We start from the raw sequence: 17,335 nt of genomic DNA on the forward strand, positions 1-17,335 counted from the left end.
ATCGGCGCTCGGACCATCAAGCAGATGGCGAAGACCCGCCGCGGTGCTGCCGGCAATGTGTCCGAGGGGCCTTACTGAAATCCTGCCTGCATTCTTCGGAACACAAAGCCAAAAAACGAAATTGTCGAGATGACTATCAAGGACCCTGCGATCAGCGAGGCACCTGCGTCATAGTATACGGGTTCCGCGTCCTTTTGCGTGAAGTCGTATATCCATTCGCCATTGCGCTTAATCTCGTCGACCGACTTCAGATAATTTTCGATTGTGGCGGCAGGCACCTGGTCAGCCAGGGTTCGAAAGTTCCAGACGATCTCCAGTTCGTTCGGCGTGCTTGCCCAACTGACTTTCAGCGAAAGCTCGGGCGTCATCACATCTGCGTTCCGCGGCCCGGCAAACCTGGTCTTCAGGTTCGTGATTGTCACCTTGTGACGCCGGAAAACCGGTTCTCCGAGAGAAATGGGCGCGGCCCGTCCTAATTTGGCAGGGGTCGGCAGGTTGGAGTCACCTATGTCGGCCCTGACCGAAAATTTCCGGATCAGCCCTTTTTCTTTGAGAATGGCACCGGACAGTTCGTAAGACTCGAATACGGAAATGATGTTCGCGTCGCGATCATCCTTGGTCTCAAGCGGAGCGCTGCTTCTGATACCAGGGTATTGGGCGGCATAGTATTCGAGGTAGCCATCAGCGATCTTCGTGGCGCCCTCGCGCGCAAGCTTTCGACGCATAGAGTCGCCGTCGGCACCGGAATAGTTCGTGGCGACGGTAAGCTTCAGCGCGTCGCCGTCGCTTGGGGGGAGCACAAACCGCTCTTCCACCGAAATGCTGGGTTCCGACGGTTGGCTCGTCGGCATTTTCTCCAAGGCTGCCCCGGATGACACCATGGGGAGCGCAAACCCATAGGCGGGGACCGTAAGATTATCGGCCCTCCCGCCGTTCAAGTAGGACGTCGCATCCAGCCAATGAACCCTATCTGCGATGATCGCCTTGACGATGACATGGTCGAAGGCCCAGAGGGACGGTGGCAGCCGATCCAGGCTCTTGCCGGCGTCGAGGTTGGCTAAGGCTATTTGAGCATCGATTCCGAGGTGTCCAAGCGCAGAAACCAGAAGAAGCGCCTTGTCCTTGCAATCGCCGAAGCCGCTCGCCAGTACGGCCTCCGGCCTACGTGGAATGTAGGCGCCAGGCCCGATCGACCGGCTGACATAGCGAATCTCATCCTGAACCAGCCGAAGCGCTTCCACCATGCGATCCGCCGGTTCCGGGTATCGCGAAGCGATGTCATCCAATCTGGCGACGAAGCTCGCGGGAAGAGAAGTCTCAGGTTGGTAAAAGGGCAGCACCGCGTCGACCACGTCCTGCCAGTCCCCGGTGGACGAAATGTCGACGACTGCGAGGGAGGGATAGTCGGCTGGCAGATCCTCCTCATATTTTACGGGATCGGGGTTCCTTATTTCCCAAAGATAGGTCGTATCAGTGTCGGTCGAGCTTACCGAGGGTTTGATGCTGGTGTTCCGCTCGCGGATTTCGAGCGGCTGTACCTTGGGCCAGATGATCTTTTCGCGGATGAGCGATACGGGCTCATGCCACACGACCGGGAAGCGCTCGGCGAACAGGTTTTTCCCGACGACCGGCGTGGTTTTATAGGTTGTCGCGTAGTCGATAATGTCGCCGATGCGCACGTCGGCGATATCGACATGAGCCGTCAGCCGGCCGTCGTAGACGCCGTTTTCCGAATCCTTTTCGCGGCGGAACATATCGAACCTTGTTTCCGGCAGCCGATCGAGCGTCACACCATCGCGAATGATGTTGAGGCGATTGAGCGTTACCTGGTGACGCGACGGATCGAATTCGAGATCGATGCCAGCCCCTTTCTCGAGGCCAGGACGGTCCATGATCTGATAGGCGTAGCGGTCGAAGCGCGTGTAGCCGCCATCGCGATGCTTGAACTGGTAGTCGGAAAGAAGATTGACGATCCCGTTTCTGATTTGGCTGCGGCGCTCGGGATCAGCCTTCGGGATTTCGACAAACTCGATCCAGCCCGCCGCTGGCCCCTTGTCTACGGTCTCGTCGGCTATTGCATGCGCTATAGGCAGGACGAGTGCGATGAAGAAGAACACAAAACGCCGCGCACAAACGAATACTGACTGCGCCATTATAAATGTCACCCCCGCTTGGGTGACAAATTTCAATGGTTTGATGGGAATGTAAAGCGGAGAGCTTAAAACACGTTCTACCCAAATCTCCTGGAATTGCAGGCGTAATTCGGACTATCGCGAACGTGACGAGATAGATTTACTCGCAGGAATTCTAATTAATCAGGTGCTAAAATCGGCCGACGCAGGCAAAACTGCCTGCGTCCCGGATGAGCACGACTAACGCTCGGTCAGCTTCAGCTCGATGCGGCGGTTGCGCGAGCGGGCTTCGTCGGTGCCGGCGGTGTCGAGCGGCTGGTATTCGCCGAAGCCGGCCGCCAAGAGCCGGTTGGCCGGCACGCCGTTCTCGATCAGGAACTTGACCACCGAGGTCGCGCGGGCCGACGAGAGCTCCCAGTTGTCGCGGTAGCGTCCGGTGCCGGAAAGCGGGCGGTCGTCGGTGTGGCCGTCGACGCGCAACACCCAGTTGATCTCCGGCGGGATCTCGTTCTGCAGCTCGATGATCGCGCCGGCCAGCTTCTTCATCTCGACGCGGCCGGCCTCGTTGATCACCTCGGAGCCGACCGGAAAGAGCACTTCGGACTGGAAGACGAAGCGGTCGCCGACGATGCGGATGTTCTCGCGGTCGGAGAGGATTTCGCGCAGGCGGCCGAAGAAGTCGGAGCGGTAGCGGTTCAGCTCCTGAACGCGCTGAGCCAGCGCCACGTTCAGCCGGCGGCCGAGATCGGCGATCTTGGTGTTGGATTCGCGGTCCTTGGCCTCGGCGGCGCCCAACGCATCCTCCAGCGCGCCGATCTGCTTGCGCAAGGCGGAAATCTGCTGGTTGAGCAGTTCGACCTGCGAAAGCGCGCGCTGGCTCATCTGGCGCTGCTCGTCGAGTTCGCCGGTCAGCGTGCCGATGCGCGCATCGGCGGCCGCGCCGGCACCGGCGCCCTGCGACAGAAGCTGTTCCAGCCGGCTCTTCTCTGCTTCGGCGGCCGAAAGCGAGGCCTGCAGGTTGGCAAGCGAATCCTGCGCGTCTTGGGTGTTGGATTTCTCCAGCGCCAGAAGCTGCGTCAGCTCGTTGATTTGCGAGTTGAGGCGGTTCAGCACCTCGTCCTTGCCGGTGATCTCGCGGCTGAGCAGGAACTGCGCCAGCACGAAGACCGACAGCAGGAACATGATGGCCAGAAGCAGCGTCGACAGCGCATCGACGAAGCCCGGCCAGTAGTCGATACGGCGGTCGCTGCGCCGGCGGCTCAGCGCCATCTCAGCTGTGCTCCCGCTTCTTCAGCGCATCGGCGATCTTGTCGAGCGTCACGCGGATCGCCTTCTGCTCCTGCGCCTGTGCCTCCACCCAGTCGCGCATGATCTGCTGTTCGCTGCGCATATTCTTGACCAGGCCGGATATGCCGTCGGCCAGATTGGCCATGGCGGTGGCCACGCGCGGGCTGGCGCCGCCGCTCTCCTGAAGGCTGCGCAGCCGCTCGGTCAGCACCCGCAGCTCTTCGGACGAGCTTGTATTGGCGGGGTCGATGGTCTGGACGGGCTGGATGTCGGAGGAAAGATCGGTCACCGAGGACAGCCAGTTTTCAAGCTCGGTGTAGAAGCGGGTCTGAGCGCGGCCCGCCTGCAGGTCGAGGAAACCCAGGACCAGCGAGCCGGCAAGACCGAACAGCGAGGACGAAAACGCGGTGCCCATGCCGGCAAGCGGCGCGGAGAGGCCGGCCTTCAGCGCTTCCAGCACGGCAGCCGTGTCGCCGGTGCCTGGGTCGAGCGACTGGATCGTGTCGCCGATGGAGCCGATCGTGTGCAGCAGGCCCCAGAAGGTGCCGAGCAGGCCGAGGAACACCAGAAGCCCGATGAGGTAGCGCGAGATGTCGCGTGTCTCGTCAAGACGGGTTGCGATGGAGTCGAGCATGGTGCGCATCGAGTTGGTCGAAAGCGCCATGGACGACGAGCGGCTGAGCAGCGCCTTCATCGGCGCCAGCAGAACGGGTTCGGTCGTCTCCTCGCCGGCGCGGAAGGAATTCACCCAGCGCACCTCGCGGAACAGCCGCGTCACCTGCAGGAAAGCAAGCAGGATGCCGATAAGCAGCACGCCGAGGATCAGGCCGTTGAGGCCGGGATTGGTGGAGAATGCAGACGTGATCTGCCGCGTCAGGATCGCCGCGACGAAGGCCGCGATCGCCAGGAAGATCAGCATCGAGAGAAGGAAGACCTGCGGGCTCGATAGCTTGTGCGGATCATAATCCGCATCACTGCCCGCCCTTAATTGTCTCATAAATGCCATTCGCACCCCGGCTTTTCCGATGCGCCTGCGCGCCACGCCTTATTGCCCTGCGACTCTAAACGGAATTGTGACGAAATTGAAAGACGCTTGCTGGCCTCGCCGACCAACAAGCGAAACTTAGCGCCGATTGGGTGCAAATCGACCGGCTCTACAGCCGATTGACCACCAGGCAGTCGATCAGCGCGGCGAAATGCAGGCCCGCGCCCGTCACGACAAAACCGTGCCAGACCGCGTTCTGGAAGCGCAGGCTTTGCCAGGCGAAGAACACCACGCCGCAGGAATAGACGATGCCGCCGGCCAGAAGCAGGCCGAGCGTCACCGGCGGCAGGGTCTCGAGCATGGTCTGCGCCACCATCACGCCACTCCAGCCGATGGCGAGATAGAAGACAACGGCCAGACGTTCGAAACGGCCGGGGAAGAACATCTTTAGGGCGATGCCGATAGCGGCGGCCGACCAGACCAGCACGATCATGCGGGTAGCCAGGCCTGTGTCGGCTAGCTGGGTGAGAAACGGCGTATAGGTGGCGGCGATCAGGATGAAGATCGCGGCATGGTCGAAGCGGCGCAGGACCCATTTCACCGGCGAAATCGGCCACAGATTGTAGGTGAGCGAAATCGACAGTACCGCCAGCAGCGAGACGACGTAGAAGATCGCGGCGACATATTCGCCCGGTCCCGTGTGGAAGGCCGCCAGCGCCAGCATGGCCGAGCCGGCTGCAATCGCCAGAACGATGCCGACCGCGTGCACGATGCCGTCAGCTATCAATTCGGCGCGCGAATAGTGGAAGCGCCCTCCAAAGGAGGCGCCGGCATGGGCAGTCGGGTGCTGGCTCGGCTCGGGTTCAGCTTCCATGGCCGCTGACTATGCCGCGGCCTTCGACTTTTTCAAGGCGTTACGTGCCGGGTGCGCCGGCACGTCGCGCTCAGCGCGAGGTTACCGGCTTCTTCAGCGTCTTCAGCAGCGCGCGGTGGATCAGCTCGTTGCCGGCCACGATGGTGCCGTTCTCGAGCATGTTGTTGCCGCCCTGCTTGTCGGAGACGAAGCCGCCGGCCTCGCGGATCATCAGGATGCCCGCCGCCACGTCCCACGGCGACAGCGGCTCTTCCCAGAAGCCGTCCATGCGGCCGGCTGCGACATAGGCAAGGTCCAGCGCCGCCGAGCCGAGGCGGCGGACGCCCGCGGTTTCGCCCATCACGTTGCGCAATTCGACCAGGTAGTTGCCGTGGTGGCCGCGGCCCAGATGCGGGATGCCGGTGCCGATGACGGCGTCGGAAAGCTTGCTGCGGGCGGCCACGCGCAGGCGGCGGTCATTGAGGAAGGCACCGCCGCCGCGTTCGGCGGTGTAGAGCTCGTCCATCGCCGGGTTGTAGATGACGCCGGCGACGAGCTGGCCCTGGCGTTCCAGCGCGATCGAGATCGAAAAGATCGGCAGGCCGTGCAGGAAGTTGGTGGTGCCGTCGAGCGGGTCGACGATCCAGCGGTGCTGGTCGTCCTCGCCTTCTACGGCGCCGCGCTCTTCCATCAGGAAGGAGTAGCCGGGCCGTGCCCGCGACAGCTCGGTGTAGATGATCTCCTCGGCCTTGCGGTCGGCTTGGCTGACATAGTCGCCGGGGCCTTTCAGCGAGACCTGGAGGTTCTGCACTTCGCCGAAATCGCGCGCCAGCGAACGCCCGGCCTTCATGGCGGCCTGAACCATGACATTGAGGATCGCTGAACGCGCCATTTTGGGAAACTCCAGAAGCCGTGCTTAGTCGGCGCGGCGGATATAGGTGATTTCGTTGGTGTCGACGAGGATGCGCTCGCCCGACGCGATGAAGGGCGGCACCATCACGCGGATGCCGTTCTCGAGCACTGCAGGCTTGTAGGACGAAGCGGCCGTCTGGCCCTTCACCACCGGGTCGGCTTCGGTGATCAGCAGCGTCACCTGGTCGGGCAGGGCGATGCCGATCGGCTTCTCTTCATAGAGCTCGACGGTCACCATCATGCCGTCCTGCAGGAAGGCAGCGCGCTCGCCGACGAAATCCTTGTTGAGCTCGAGCTGCTCGTAGCTCTCGGTGTCCATGAACACTAGCGATTCGCCCTGTTCGTAGAGGAAGGAGAAGTCCTTCTGCTCAAGGCGCACCTTCTCGACCGTCTCGGCCGAGCGGAAGCGCTCGTTGAGCTTGGTGCCGTTGATCAGGTTCTTCAGTTCGACCTGATTGTAGGCGCCGCCCTTGCCGGGCTTCACGTGGTTCGTCTTGACCGCTACCCAGAGACCGCCGTCATGCTCGATGACGTTGCCGGGACGGATTTCATTGCCGTTGATCTTGGCCATAGTCCTACTGATCCGGAGAGTTTGCCCGCCCGAGCGGCGGTTTCGGGGCTTCCAAGACCACAAAACGCCGTGTGAGGCAAGAGAGGGGCCCCCCGCTGCGGCTTGCTTCGACGCAAAAAACCGCCGGATCGGGGCCATCCCGGCAAACGTCTTCCGCCAGCCAACATGGTGCCGCAAGCGCCGAGGGCAACCTCTCCCGGTCGTCAGCGCAACCTGTTGGCCCGCTGCAGGGCCTGTTTCAGCTGGTCGTCGTCGAGGCCGTCGAAGAAGCTGTCCATGGCGGGATCCTTCAGGCCTGCGCGTCGTGCCACGATGTACCAGGCGGCGGCGCTGATCAGGTCGGGGTCAGTGCCGAGGCCGTTCATATAGAGCTTGGCGAGCCGGTTCTGTGCGGCGACATTGCCGCCGGTCGCTGCCTGCATCATCCAGGCAAAGCCGGCCTTCTCGTCCTTGGCGCCGCCACGGCCCTGCACCAGCCAGGTACCAAGATCCAGCTCGGCGGTGTCAAAACCCTGCCGCGCGGACAGAACCAGCCAGCGTCGCGCCTCGACGTCGTCCTTCGTCTTGCCGCCGACGCCATTGGCATAGAGCTGCGACATCGCATATTGCGCGTCGGCCAGTCCCGATTGGGCTGCGCGTTCGTAATAGACGGCCGCCTTTTCGAGCCCCTTGTCGCCGGGGTTCAGCTCGATCTGCATCTGCGCGAAGTTGAACTGGGCAAGCTGGTTGCCAGCTTCGGCGGCCGATTGCATCAGCGCGTAGGCGGCCTTGCGGTCCTTGGGGGCCAGCTGCCCGTCGAGCAGAATGAGCGCGTATTGGAACTGGGCTTCCGGCACGCCCTGTTCGGCGGCCCGGCCGTACCACTTGGCCGCTTCCTTGTCGTTGCGGGCCACGCCGAGGCCGCGTGACAGGATTTCGGCGATCAGCGTCTGCGCGGCGGCGTCGCCCGCCTCGGCTCGCGGCAGCGCCAGATTGTAGGCGGTCTTGTAAAGGCCGCGCTGGAAGGCGCCATAGGCGGGGTCCGTCTTCGGGCCGCCGAAGCGGTCGGTATCGGGTTGGCCGTCCTGCGATTTGCTGCCGCCGAAGCGTTGCTGGTCGATCACGTCGGTCGGTGCCGGCAGATGCTTCATCTCGGACGGCATGGGTGTCGTCGTGGGCAGTGGCTTCAGGTCGGGCTGCGCGGCATCCTGTTCCGGCTTGGCGGTGTCCGTGGCGGGCGCCTTGGGGTCGGACGCCGCATGGCTTGCCACCGGCGCAAGAGCAAGTGCCAGCGCCAGATAGAAAGCGGAACGGGAGTTTTGCGAAGCCGTCACGAAAATTCCCTCGGTTACTCTTCGTAGTCGAAGATGGGCGCGGTTTCGTCGAGGATAGCGTTGGCGCGCTCGATCGCCTGGCGGGGATCGATGCCCTCGCCGAACACCGCGCTCGACAGCGCCACGAAGTCGGCGCCGGTTTGCGCCACTGCCTCTACCGAGGCGATGTCGGATCCACCCATGACGATGCAGGGGACTTCGATCATCTCGGCCCACCAGCGCCCGAGCGTCAGGTTTCGGTTATGCGGTTCGGGCTTGGTGTCGTAGCCGAAGCGCCCGAAGAAAATGTAGTCGGGCCGCGTCTCGCCCAGTTCCAGCGCATCGTCGCGCGTCTTGGCGCCGCCCGCGCCCACCATCATCTTGGACTGGTAGCGCTCGATCGCTTCATCGAGACCCTTGGCATCGGTTTCGAGATGGATGCCGTCGGCGCCGATGCGGCCGGCGATGCGCGTGTCGTCGGCGACGATGACGGCGATGCCGGCATCTTGCGCGACCTTTGCCACGCGCTCGGCGAAGGCCTGGAACGAGGCTTCGTCGCGTCCATAGGGCGGCAGGATCAGCGAGGCGATGTCGCCGCCGGCAATGGCTTGGCGCAGCCGATCCTCGAACCGATCTGGCGTTTCGCCGTCGGGGGCGATCAAAACGATGCGGCAGCGATTGGGCGTCGTGGCTTCGGTCATCATGGTGTTCCGGTGTTCAGACCCATGCAGGGCGATCATGGTTGGAATTGGGCATAGAGTAAGACGAAGGCCTTGAACAGCCTTGGCCGCGCTCACGTGGCATCATGGCAACAGGGCCTCATTGTTTCAGCCGGATAACATTTTTTGACGGCAAAAAGCCGAACTTTGCCTTCTTCTTGGCGTTAGCCCGCCTTAGAGCATGAGCCCGATTGGCATGCGTTTTCGCTGTGCGCGTTGGGCTGTCTGACTTTTTTGTACGTAGCGAACTTCAAGGCGGCCATGACGATCACGAACACACCATATCAGCGGGACACCCGCATCGACGTGTTTCGGGCCCTGGCGCTGCTGACGATCTTCGTCAATCACGTGCCGGGCACGATCTACGAGTATCTCACGCACAAGAACTTCGGCTTTTCCGATTCGGCCGAGGCTTTTGTGCTCATTTCCGGCATCGCCATCGGCATTGCCTACGGTCCCAAGTTCAAGCCCGGAAACCGCCTGCTGATGACGCTGAAGGCCTGGCGCCGTGCCGGTGTGCTCTATGTCACGCACATCATGACGACGGTGGGCACGCTGGCGATCTTCGCCGGTGCAGCCGTCTATTTCGCTCGGCCCGACCTTTTGACGATGATCAACATCGAGGCGGTGATGGCCGATACGCCGCGCACGCTGGTCGGCATCGCCACGCTCGGCCATCAGCTCGGCTACAACAACATATTGTCGATGTATGCCGCCGTGCTCTTGATGCTGCCGCTGTTCCTGCTGCTCGGCAATGTCAGTCTCAAGCTGACGGTGGCGATTTCCGGCCTCATCTGGCTGGTGGCCGGTATCTGGCAGATCGCGCCGGTCAATTACCCGACGCCCGGCTATTGGTTCCTTAATCCGCTGTCCTGGCAGTTCCTGTTCGTCATCGGCTTTGCCGCCATGTTGCATGTGAAGCGCGGCGGCGAGATCGCCTTCAAGCCTTGGCTCGCCGGCCTGTCCGCCGCCTATCTGTTGCTTTCGCTGCTGTGGGTGCGCGTTCCGCTTTGGGGCGTCGATGTCTCGTTCGGCCTGCCGACGGTTCTGACCGGCTTCGACAAGACCTTCCTGTCGCTGCCGCGGCTCGCCCATGTGCTGGCGCTCGCCTATCTCATCGCGGTGATCCCGGCACTTTCCAACATGGCGCGCACCCGCGCCGACAACCCGCTCGCCGTGCTGGGCAAGCACTCGCTGCCGGTCTTCATCGCCGGCACGATCCTGGCCATGATCGGCCAAGTGATGAAGACGGTCAGCCCCGGCGGCCTGGTCTACGACACGGTGCTGATCTCCACCGGCGTCGCGCTGCAATTCGCCCTTGCCTACTATCTGGAATGGCTGCCGAAGATCGGCTGGGGCGGGCGCAAGCCTGCCGCGCCGGAGCCGCTCAGGACGATGACGGGGCCGAAGCCGCTCGGCGGCAAGTCGCCGAGCCCGCTCCCCGCGCGTTCGCCGGTTCGCTAGAGCATGACCTTGTCCGAAAAGTTGCAGACTTTTCGGACAAGGTCATGCTCCAAAACAAGAGCTTGGAGCGAGGTGGCGATCCGAAGAGACGTCACCGCTCTAAGCCATTTTGCAGCGAGGTAGAAACACCTCGCGTTGCACAGATACGGAATAAAAGGTCCGGTTGCCGAATGCCGCAGGCCGCGCAATTGAGGTGACGGCGGTGGTTGCGACCGTTAAAGTCCCGGAAAACATCGCTTCCGGGAGTCATCGTGCCCAGCATCTATGACAGCGGCCTTGACCGCAATCCAGCCAACCACCAGTCGCTGACGCCGCTCACATATCTCGAACGCGCCGCGGCCGCCTATCCAGACCAGGTCGCGATCATCCACGGCTCCAGGCACGTGACCTATCGCGACTTCTGGCGCCGCTCGCGCCAGCTTGCCGCGGCGCTGGCGGCACAGGGCATCGGCAAGGGCGACACCGTAACCGTGATGCTCTCCAACACGCAGCCTATGCTCGAGGCGCATTTCGGCGTGCCGATGGTCAAAGCGGTGCTGCATTCGCTCAACACGAGGCTCGATGCACCGGTCATTGCCTTCCAGATCGACCATGCCGAAAGCAAGATCGTCATCGTCGACCGCGAGTTCTCCGGTGTCATGAAGCAGGCGCTGGCGCTCGCCAAGCACAAGCCGCTGGTCATCGACTATGACGACCTCGAATATCCCGACGACGCGCCCTATCCGAAGGGCGAGCGCATCGGCACGCTCGACTATGAGGAATTCGTCGCTTCGGGCGATCCGGATTTCGCCTGGTCTATGCCCGACGACGAATGGGACGCGATCGCGCTCAACTACACGTCCGGCACTACCGGCAACCCCAAGGGCGTCGTCTACCATCACCGCGGTGCTGCGCTGATGGCCTACACCAACACCATCCATGCCGGCATGGGCAAGTTTCCGGTCTATCTCTGGACGCTGCCGATGTTCCATTGCAATGGCTGGTGCTTTCCGTGGACGCTCGCCGTCCAGGCGGGCACCCATGTCTGCCTGCGCTGGGTTCGCTCGAAGGCAATGTATGACGCGATTGCCGATCATGGCGTGACACATCTGTGCGGCGCGCCGATCGTAATGTCGCTGCTGATCAACGCCAAGGACGACGAGAAGCGCGAATTCCCGCAGACGGTCACCTTCAACACGGCTGCAGCCCCGCCGCCCGAGGCGGTGCTGGCCGGCATGGCCGATGCCGGTTTCGCCGTCACCCATCTCTACGGGCTGACCGAAACCTACGGCCCGGCCGTGGTCAATGAGTGGCACAGCGAGTGGGATGCCCTGCCTGCCGCCGAGCGGACGGCGAAGAAGGCGCGCCAGGGCGTGCGCTATGCCGCGCTCGAAGGGCTCACCGTCATGGACCCCGAAACCATGCAGCGCACCCCAGCCGATGGCGCCACCATCGGCGAGGTCATGTTCCGCGGCAACATCGTCATGAAGGGCTATCTGAAGAACAAGCCGGCCAGCGACGAGGCCTTCGCCGGCGGCTGGTTCCATTCGGGCGACCTCGGCGTCATGCATTCCGACGGCTACATCCAGCTCAAGGATCGCTCCAAGGACATCATCATTTCCGGCGGCGAGAACATTTCCTCCATCGAGGTGGAGGATGCGCTCTACAAGCACCCGGCCGTCGCCTCCTGTGCCGTCGTAGCCCGGCCCGACGAGAAATGGGGCGAAACGCCGGTGGCCTACGTCGAGTTGAAGCCCGGGCGCAGCGCGACCGAGGAAGAAATTCTTGAGCATTGCCGCGCGTTGCTTGCGCGTTTCAAGATTCCGAAGGCGATCATCTTTGCCGAAATTCCGAAAACCTCGACCGGAAAGATCCAGAAATTCCGGCTGCGGGAGATGGCCAAGACTCTTTGATGGTTATTCTTTAGCCGGATGAGCAGAAAATATTTTGATTTCTGCTCACTTACCCCGCGGCGGAGCAATGCAAGCTTACGCCACGCTCCGTTGGTGCACGGCCCTGTTCGATAATTTCTGTCTATGCTAATTTAGATCCGCGCCGGAGGAGGGTTTCTCCGGTCGATTGGCTGTTTCCCCATCTGCGGGAAGCAATGAGGAGGGGATAATTATGCAAGGCGTAGCGCGAAATTTCTTCATACTGGCGATCATCTATGCACTATGCGGGATGTTGCTTGGACTGGTCATGTCGATCGGCGGCGATCATACGGAAATGCCGGTGCATGCACACATCATGGTGGCGGGCTGGCTGATGTCGGCGGTGTTTGCCTTCTTCTATCACCTGTTCCCGGTCGCGCGTGCCTCGCGGCTTGCGCCGGCGCATTTCTGGCTGACGGCCGTCAGCGGCATCGCCCTGCTGGTGGGGCTCTTCTTCCTGCTGGCAGGTAATCCGGCCATCGAGCCGCTGGTGGCGCTGGGCTCGATCGGCTTCTTCGCAGGCATGCTGCTGTTTGCCTGGATCGCGATACCGGCGACCCGCGCCTATCAGGTTCAGCCTGCCCCTGCGGAATGAGATACCGAGGCGTCCCTTTTTGAGACAATCAGGCCGGAAATACCGGCTTCTTAACCAAGCATTAACTTTACGAGTGTTTACTATAACCATCCAGTGATCTGGATTCTTACCGAGTGGCTGGAGCCACTTCGTTTGACGCCTCCCTGTTAACTCCTGAGAGCCGCCTTCCAGCGGCTCTTTTTTTATGTGCGGTTGACGAGCATGTTACTGGCGCTCGCCGTTAACCTTCCGTTAAACATATGCTTGCCTTCGGGCCGGCGCGGCCGCATTTTCCACACCTATCAAGCAAGGGGTAGGCGACCGACTCGGGGCTGATATGGCACCAGTGCGGTTTCGACGTGTAGGGGCGTAAAGGATGAGCGAGCCTTCGATGGGAAGCGGCAACATGATCAGATTGGCGGAGCGGCGGGTTTTCTCGCACTCTTTCAAGCCGCTTTACGATGAAGGCATGGGCCTGGTCGAAGAGACTGCCGAGTATCTCGATGGCCAAGGCCGCATCGACGCCAAGAAGCTGTCGCGGCTGTCAGCCACCCTCTATGCCGCCGAATCCATGCGGCTGACCACGCGACTCATGCAGGTTGCCTCGTGGCTGCTGCTGCAGCGCGCCGCAAACTCCGGCGAAATGACCCGCGATCAGGTGGCTTCCGAAAAGTCCAAGGTGCGGCTCGACACGGCCTCGGCGCGCGAAGATGCGGCCGGCTGGGGCGAACTGCCAGACGCCTTCCTCGACCTCGTCAACCGCTCGCTCAGCCTGCAGGCGCTGGTGCGCCGCATGGACGACGAGATCTATGGCGAGCGCGCCGATTTCGCCGGCGTCGCCCGCCGCAGCAATCCGGTCTCCGACCAGATCATGCTGCTCAACACCGCTTTCGCGCGCGGCTGAGACGAATCTCGCAGCCTGCGAATCGTTTCCGGTTTGTTCACATATTCCTGACACATCCTTCCGGCGGAGGTACTGTCGCCGGATGAACCAAGCGATTCGCATTATCGGTATAGACCCGGGGCTTCGGCGCACCGGCTGGGGCATTGTCGAGTCGCTCGGCAATTCGCTGCGCTTCGTTGCGGCCGGCACGGTGCGCTCCGACGACAAGGCGTCACTCGCCACTCGTCTATGCCAGCTGCATGACGGTCTTGCCGAGATATTGCATCGCCAGATGCCGGACGAGGCCGCGGTCGAAATTACCTTCGCCAACAAGGACGCCACCGCCACCATCAAGCTCGGACAGGCGCGCGGCATTGCCATGCTGGTGCCGGCCCGCGCCGGCCTGCCGGTCGCCGAATATGCGCCCAATGCCGTCAAGAAGGCGGTGATCGGCGTCGGTCACGGCGACAAGAAGCAGATCCAGATGATGGTGAAGGTGCTGATGCCCAAGGCCGTCTTCGATGGCGCCGATTCGGCAGACGCTCTGGCGATCGCCATCTGTCACGCCCATCACCGCCAAAGCGTGACCTCCCGGCTTGCCGCTCTGGCCGGCTGAACTCTGATGTTCTTGACTTGTTCCGGTGCTGCGGGTAAGTAATACCGCAGAGGTATTACCATGCGCGTCACCGAAAAGGGCCAGGTCACCATTCCGAAGGAAATCCGCGACCGACTGGGCATCGGTCCCGGCAGCGACGTCGATTTCGTGGAGCGGGATTCGGTTGTGGTGCTGGAGAAGCGGGAAGCTTCGACGGAGCAGAGGGAGCAGACCTTCGAGGAATGGGCTGCGAGCGTGGCGGGCACTTTCGACACCATGGGAATGGACGGAAAGGCCTATGTCGACTGGCTGAGGGGACCGCGTGAAGATCTCGACCCTCATTGATACCAATGTCCTCATCGACGTTCTCGGCCCGGCGGAACTGGAAACGCGTCGCTGGTCGCTGGCCGCCCTCAAGCGCACGCTTGCCGAAGGGCCGGTTGTATTCAGCGCGATTGTCTGGGCCGAGTTGTCCAAACCGACCCTTGGCGAGGAAGCGCTGTCGCGTGCCTTCGCCTGGCTCCAGCCCGTGCGCGAGGACTTTCCATTCGACGCCGCATTCGAAGCCGGGGCAGCGCACACGCTTTATCGTCTCCGTGGCGGTAAGCGGGAAAGAACCTTGCCGGATTTCCTCATCGGCGCGCACGCCGCCGTCGCGGGGCATCGGCTGCTCACCCGCGATCCCGGCCGCTACCGCACTTATTTCCCCAGCCTCAACATATTGAGCCCTGAAACCTATCCCCTGGAGAACGACTAGATGATCGGCAAGCTCAAGGGCACGGTGGACGAGATCGCCGAGGACCACTGCGTCATCGACGTCCACGGCGTCTGCTATGTGGCCTATTGCTCGGCGCGCACGCTGGCTTCGCTTCCCGGTGCTGGCGAGGCGGCGGTGCTGTTGATCGAGACCTACGTTCGCGAGGACATGATCCGGCTTTACGGCTTCCAGACCGCGCTGGAGCGCGAATGGTTCCGCCTGCTGCAGACCAATGTGCAGGGCGTCGGCGCCAAGGTGGCGCTGGCGGTGCTTTCCACTTTGACCCCAAGCGACCTCGCCAACGCGATCGCGCTGCGCGACATCGCCATGGTCAGCCGCGCGCCGGGCGTGGGCAAGAAGGTGGCCGAGCGCATCGTCACCGAGCTCAAGAACAAGGCGCCCGCCTTTGCCGGCGAGGCCGTGGGCACCATCGGCCTCAAGCAGGAGCTGGGCGAGGGCGTTGCGCCGGCGCCGATAGCCGACGCCGTCTCGGCGCTGGTCAATCTCGGCTATTCGCGCGACATTGCCGCCAACGCCGTCTCCGCGGCTTTGAAGACGGCAGGCGATGAAGCGGATTCGTCGAAACTCATCCGCCTTGGTCTGAAGGAACTGGCGCGGTGAGGCTCGGCTTGCCCGCGGCCGCTGCCCATGCGAGGAGGGGCGCATGAACACCGAAGCCCGTCTCATCTCGGCCGACAAGCGCGGCGAGGACGTCGATTCGACGCTGCGCCCGCAGAGCCTTGACGAATTCGTCGGCCAGGCGGCCGCGCGCGCCAATCTCAAGATCTTCATCGAGGCGGCCAAGGGGCGCGGTGAGGCGCTTGACCATGTGCTGTTCGTCGGCCCTCCGGGCCTGGGCAAGACCACGCTGGCGCAGATCATGGCGCGTGAGCTCGGCGTCAATTTCCGCTCCACCTCCGGCCCGGTGATCGCCAAGGCCGGCGATCTCGCCGCTCTACTCACCAATCTCGAAGAGCGCGACGTGCTCTTCATCGACGAGATCCATCGCCTCAGCCCGGCGGTGGAGGAAATCCTCTATCCGGCGATGGAGGACTATCAGCTCGACCTTATCATCGGCGAAGGCCCGGCCGCGCGCTCGGTCAAGATTGACCTGGCAAAATTCACGCTGGTCGCGGCCACCACGCGCCTCGGCCTGCTCACCAACCCGCTGCGCGACCGTTTTGGTATCCCCGTCCGGTTGAATTTCTACACGGTCGAGGAGCTGGAGCTGATCGTGCGGCGCGGCGCGCGCATCCTCGGCCTGCCCATGGGCGATGACGGCGCGGTCGAGATCGCCCGCCGCTCGCGCGGCACGCCGCGCATTGCCGGCCGCCTGCTGCGCCGCGTGCGCGACTTTGCCAGCGTCGCCGGTGCCGAAATCGTCAACCGCAGAATCGCCGACGAGGCGCTGTCGCGGCTCGAGGTCGACGCGCTCGGGCTCGACCAGCTCGACCGGCGCTATCTGTCGATGATCGCGATGAATTTCGGCGGCGGCCCGGTCGGCATCGAAACCATCGCGGCCGGCCTGTCGGAACCTCGCGACGCCATCGAGGACATCATCGAGCCCTACCTCATCCAGCAGGGTTTCATCCAGCGCACCCCGCGCGGCCGCATGCTGACGGCGAATGCCTGGAAGCATCTCGGGCTGGAAGCGCCGAGGGAAGTGGCGCAACAACAGATCGCCCTATTCCAGGAGGAATAGGGCGAGGTGCCTTTCATGACCGAAATTGGCTCTCAAAGCGCTTTGATTGTGCGTTTGGCGCTTTAGCCCTTAACGAGCTCGGTCAGATCGGGGCCGGCTCCGCTGCTTAAGCATTGCTCCCAGTGACGTCATTCGGGATGCATCGATCTGCCCTCTCGACTGCGCCGCGACCGAGCGGTACCTGTCAGTGAGGCGACAGAAGGAAGGCGAGATGGACGATCATGGTGAGCGCGAACGGCTGATGGCCGGCATTGCGGGCGAGCTGACCCCCTTTGGCCACCGCATCATGGCGCGGGTCTATTATGCCGATACGGACTTCTCCGGCGTCGTCTATCACGCCCGCTATCTGGAGTTCTTCGAGCGCGGCCGCTCGGATTTCCTGCGGCTTGCCGGCGTGCACCACACCGAGCTCGCCGATGGCAAGCATGGCGAAAAGCTGGTCTGGATCGTCCGCCGCATGGAGATCGATTTCCGCTCGCCTGCTCGCATAGACGACATCCTCACCGTCGACACGCGCACCGAAGACATTTCCGGCGCGCGCATCCGCATGGGCCAGCAGCTGAAGCGCGGCGAGGAGGTGCTGGTCGAAGCTAAAGTCGAGGCAGCAATCATCGGCGAGAACGGCCGCCCGCGCCGTTTCCCGCGCGAATGGATCGAGGCCTTTTTGCCGCGCGAGCGCGCTTAACCCGAGCAATCATT

Annotated in this window: 18 protein-coding genes; 10 read left to right on the plus strand and 8 right to left on the minus strand. The window is 62.7% G+C overall.

The features are described 5' to 3' along the window. Nucleotides 1–71: 71 nt before the first annotated feature. The 8 genes from C7I85_RS08510 to C7I85_RS08545 form a co-directional block, all read right to left on the minus strand. Nucleotides 72–2,153 carry a DUF3857 domain-containing transglutaminase family protein gene (locus tag C7I85_RS08510; RefSeq protein ID WP_106723516.1) on the minus strand — a complete coding sequence of 694 codons (2,082 nt, stop codon included), beginning with the start codon at nucleotides 2,151–2,153 and terminating at the stop codon, nucleotides 72–74. Nucleotides 2,154–2,372: 219 nt separating this feature from the next. Next, nucleotides 2,373–3,401, minus strand: coding sequence for a peptidoglycan -binding protein (locus C7I85_RS08515; RefSeq protein ID WP_106723517.1), 1,029 nt, complete (start codon nucleotides 3,399–3,401; stop codon nucleotides 2,373–2,375). A 1-nt stretch (nucleotide 3,402) separates the two neighbouring features. Continuing rightward, nucleotides 3,403–4,425: a MotA/TolQ/ExbB proton channel family protein gene (locus C7I85_RS08520; protein ID WP_106723518.1), complete on the minus strand. Its 1,023-nt coding sequence runs from the start codon at nucleotides 4,423–4,425 to the stop codon at nucleotides 3,403–3,405. A 148-nt stretch (nucleotides 4,426–4,573) separates the two neighbouring features. Beyond that, nucleotides 4,574–5,278: a PAQR family membrane homeostasis protein TrhA gene (trhA, locus tag C7I85_RS08525; RefSeq protein ID WP_106723519.1), complete on the minus strand. Its 705-nt coding sequence runs from the start codon at nucleotides 5,276–5,278 to the stop codon at nucleotides 4,574–4,576. A 70-nt stretch (nucleotides 5,279–5,348) separates the two neighbouring features. After that, nucleotides 5,349–6,149 carry an inositol monophosphatase family protein gene (locus tag C7I85_RS08530; RefSeq protein ID WP_106723520.1) on the minus strand — a complete coding sequence of 267 codons (801 nt, stop codon included), beginning with the start codon at nucleotides 6,147–6,149 and terminating at the stop codon, nucleotides 5,349–5,351. Nucleotides 6,150–6,173: 24 nt separating this feature from the next. After that, nucleotides 6,174–6,740: an elongation factor P gene (gene efp / locus C7I85_RS08535; protein ID WP_106723521.1), complete on the minus strand. Its 567-nt coding sequence runs from the start codon at nucleotides 6,738–6,740 to the stop codon at nucleotides 6,174–6,176. 203 nt (nucleotides 6,741–6,943) lie between these two features. Continuing rightward, complete coding sequence (locus tag C7I85_RS08540; protein WP_245444847.1) at nucleotides 6,944–8,053, minus strand: tetratricopeptide repeat protein; 1,110 nt, start codon at nucleotides 8,051–8,053, stop codon at nucleotides 6,944–6,946. 14 nt (nucleotides 8,054–8,067) lie between these two features. Further along, complete coding sequence (locus C7I85_RS08545; RefSeq protein ID WP_106723611.1) at nucleotides 8,068–8,733, minus strand: thiamine phosphate synthase; 666 nt, start codon at nucleotides 8,731–8,733, stop codon at nucleotides 8,068–8,070. A gap of 279 nt (nucleotides 8,734–9,012) precedes the next feature. On the opposite strand from C7I85_RS08545, the gene C7I85_RS08550 reads away from it, so the two are divergent. The 10 genes from C7I85_RS08550 to ybgC all read left to right on the plus strand — a co-directional run bounded on the left by C7I85_RS08550 (nucleotide 9,013) and on the right by ybgC (nucleotide 17,321). After that, nucleotides 9,013–10,215: an OpgC family protein gene (locus tag C7I85_RS08550; RefSeq protein WP_106723522.1), complete on the plus strand. Its 1,203-nt coding sequence runs from the start codon at nucleotides 9,013–9,015 to the stop codon at nucleotides 10,213–10,215. 251 nt (nucleotides 10,216–10,466) lie between these two features. After that, on the plus strand, nucleotides 10,467–12,107 hold the full coding sequence (locus C7I85_RS08555) for an acyl-CoA synthetase (RefSeq protein WP_106723523.1): 1,641 nt from the start codon (nucleotides 10,467–10,469) through the stop codon (nucleotides 12,105–12,107). A 211-nt stretch (nucleotides 12,108–12,318) separates the two neighbouring features. After that, on the plus strand, nucleotides 12,319–12,720 hold the full coding sequence (locus C7I85_RS08560) for a hypothetical protein (RefSeq protein ID WP_106723524.1): 402 nt from the start codon (nucleotides 12,319–12,321) through the stop codon (nucleotides 12,718–12,720). Nucleotides 12,721–13,075: 355 nt separating this feature from the next. Next, the gene (locus tag C7I85_RS08565; RefSeq protein WP_106723525.1) at nucleotides 13,076–13,603 is read left to right on the plus strand and encodes a DUF1465 family protein; all 528 of its coding nucleotides are present in this window, start codon (nucleotides 13,076–13,078) and stop codon (nucleotides 13,601–13,603) included. Between the two features lie 82 nt (nucleotides 13,604–13,685). Next, nucleotides 13,686–14,198, plus strand: coding sequence for a crossover junction endodeoxyribonuclease RuvC (gene ruvC, locus C7I85_RS08570; RefSeq protein ID WP_106723526.1), 513 nt, complete (start codon nucleotides 13,686–13,688; stop codon nucleotides 14,196–14,198). Between the two features lie 60 nt (nucleotides 14,199–14,258). Beyond that, the gene (locus C7I85_RS08575; RefSeq protein WP_106723527.1) at nucleotides 14,259–14,522 is read left to right on the plus strand and encodes an AbrB/MazE/SpoVT family DNA-binding domain-containing protein; all 264 of its coding nucleotides are present in this window, start codon (nucleotides 14,259–14,261) and stop codon (nucleotides 14,520–14,522) included. Further along, complete coding sequence (locus C7I85_RS08580; RefSeq protein WP_106723528.1) at nucleotides 14,500–14,934, plus strand: type II toxin-antitoxin system VapC family toxin; 435 nt, start codon at nucleotides 14,500–14,502, stop codon at nucleotides 14,932–14,934. Before C7I85_RS08575 ends, C7I85_RS08580 begins: the two co-directional genes overlap by 23 nt. Next, nucleotides 14,935–15,555: a Holliday junction branch migration protein RuvA gene (ruvA, locus tag C7I85_RS08585; protein WP_106723529.1), complete on the plus strand. Its 621-nt coding sequence runs from the start codon at nucleotides 14,935–14,937 to the stop codon at nucleotides 15,553–15,555. It abuts the gene before it with no gap. A 43-nt stretch (nucleotides 15,556–15,598) separates the two neighbouring features. Next, on the plus strand, nucleotides 15,599–16,636 hold the full coding sequence (gene ruvB / locus C7I85_RS08590) for a Holliday junction branch migration DNA helicase RuvB (RefSeq protein ID WP_106723530.1): 1,038 nt from the start codon (nucleotides 15,599–15,601) through the stop codon (nucleotides 16,634–16,636). A 211-nt stretch (nucleotides 16,637–16,847) separates the two neighbouring features. Further along, nucleotides 16,848–17,321 carry a tol-pal system-associated acyl-CoA thioesterase gene (ybgC, locus tag C7I85_RS08595; protein WP_106723531.1) on the plus strand — a complete coding sequence of 158 codons (474 nt, stop codon included), beginning with the start codon at nucleotides 16,848–16,850 and terminating at the stop codon, nucleotides 17,319–17,321. Nucleotides 17,322–17,335 lie beyond the last annotated feature (14 nt).

The organism is Pseudaminobacter soli (ex Li et al. 2025) (genome assembly GCF_003012705.1).
GTDB classification, from domain to species: Bacteria; Pseudomonadota; Alphaproteobacteria; order Rhizobiales; family Rhizobiaceae; genus Pseudaminobacter; species Pseudaminobacter soli.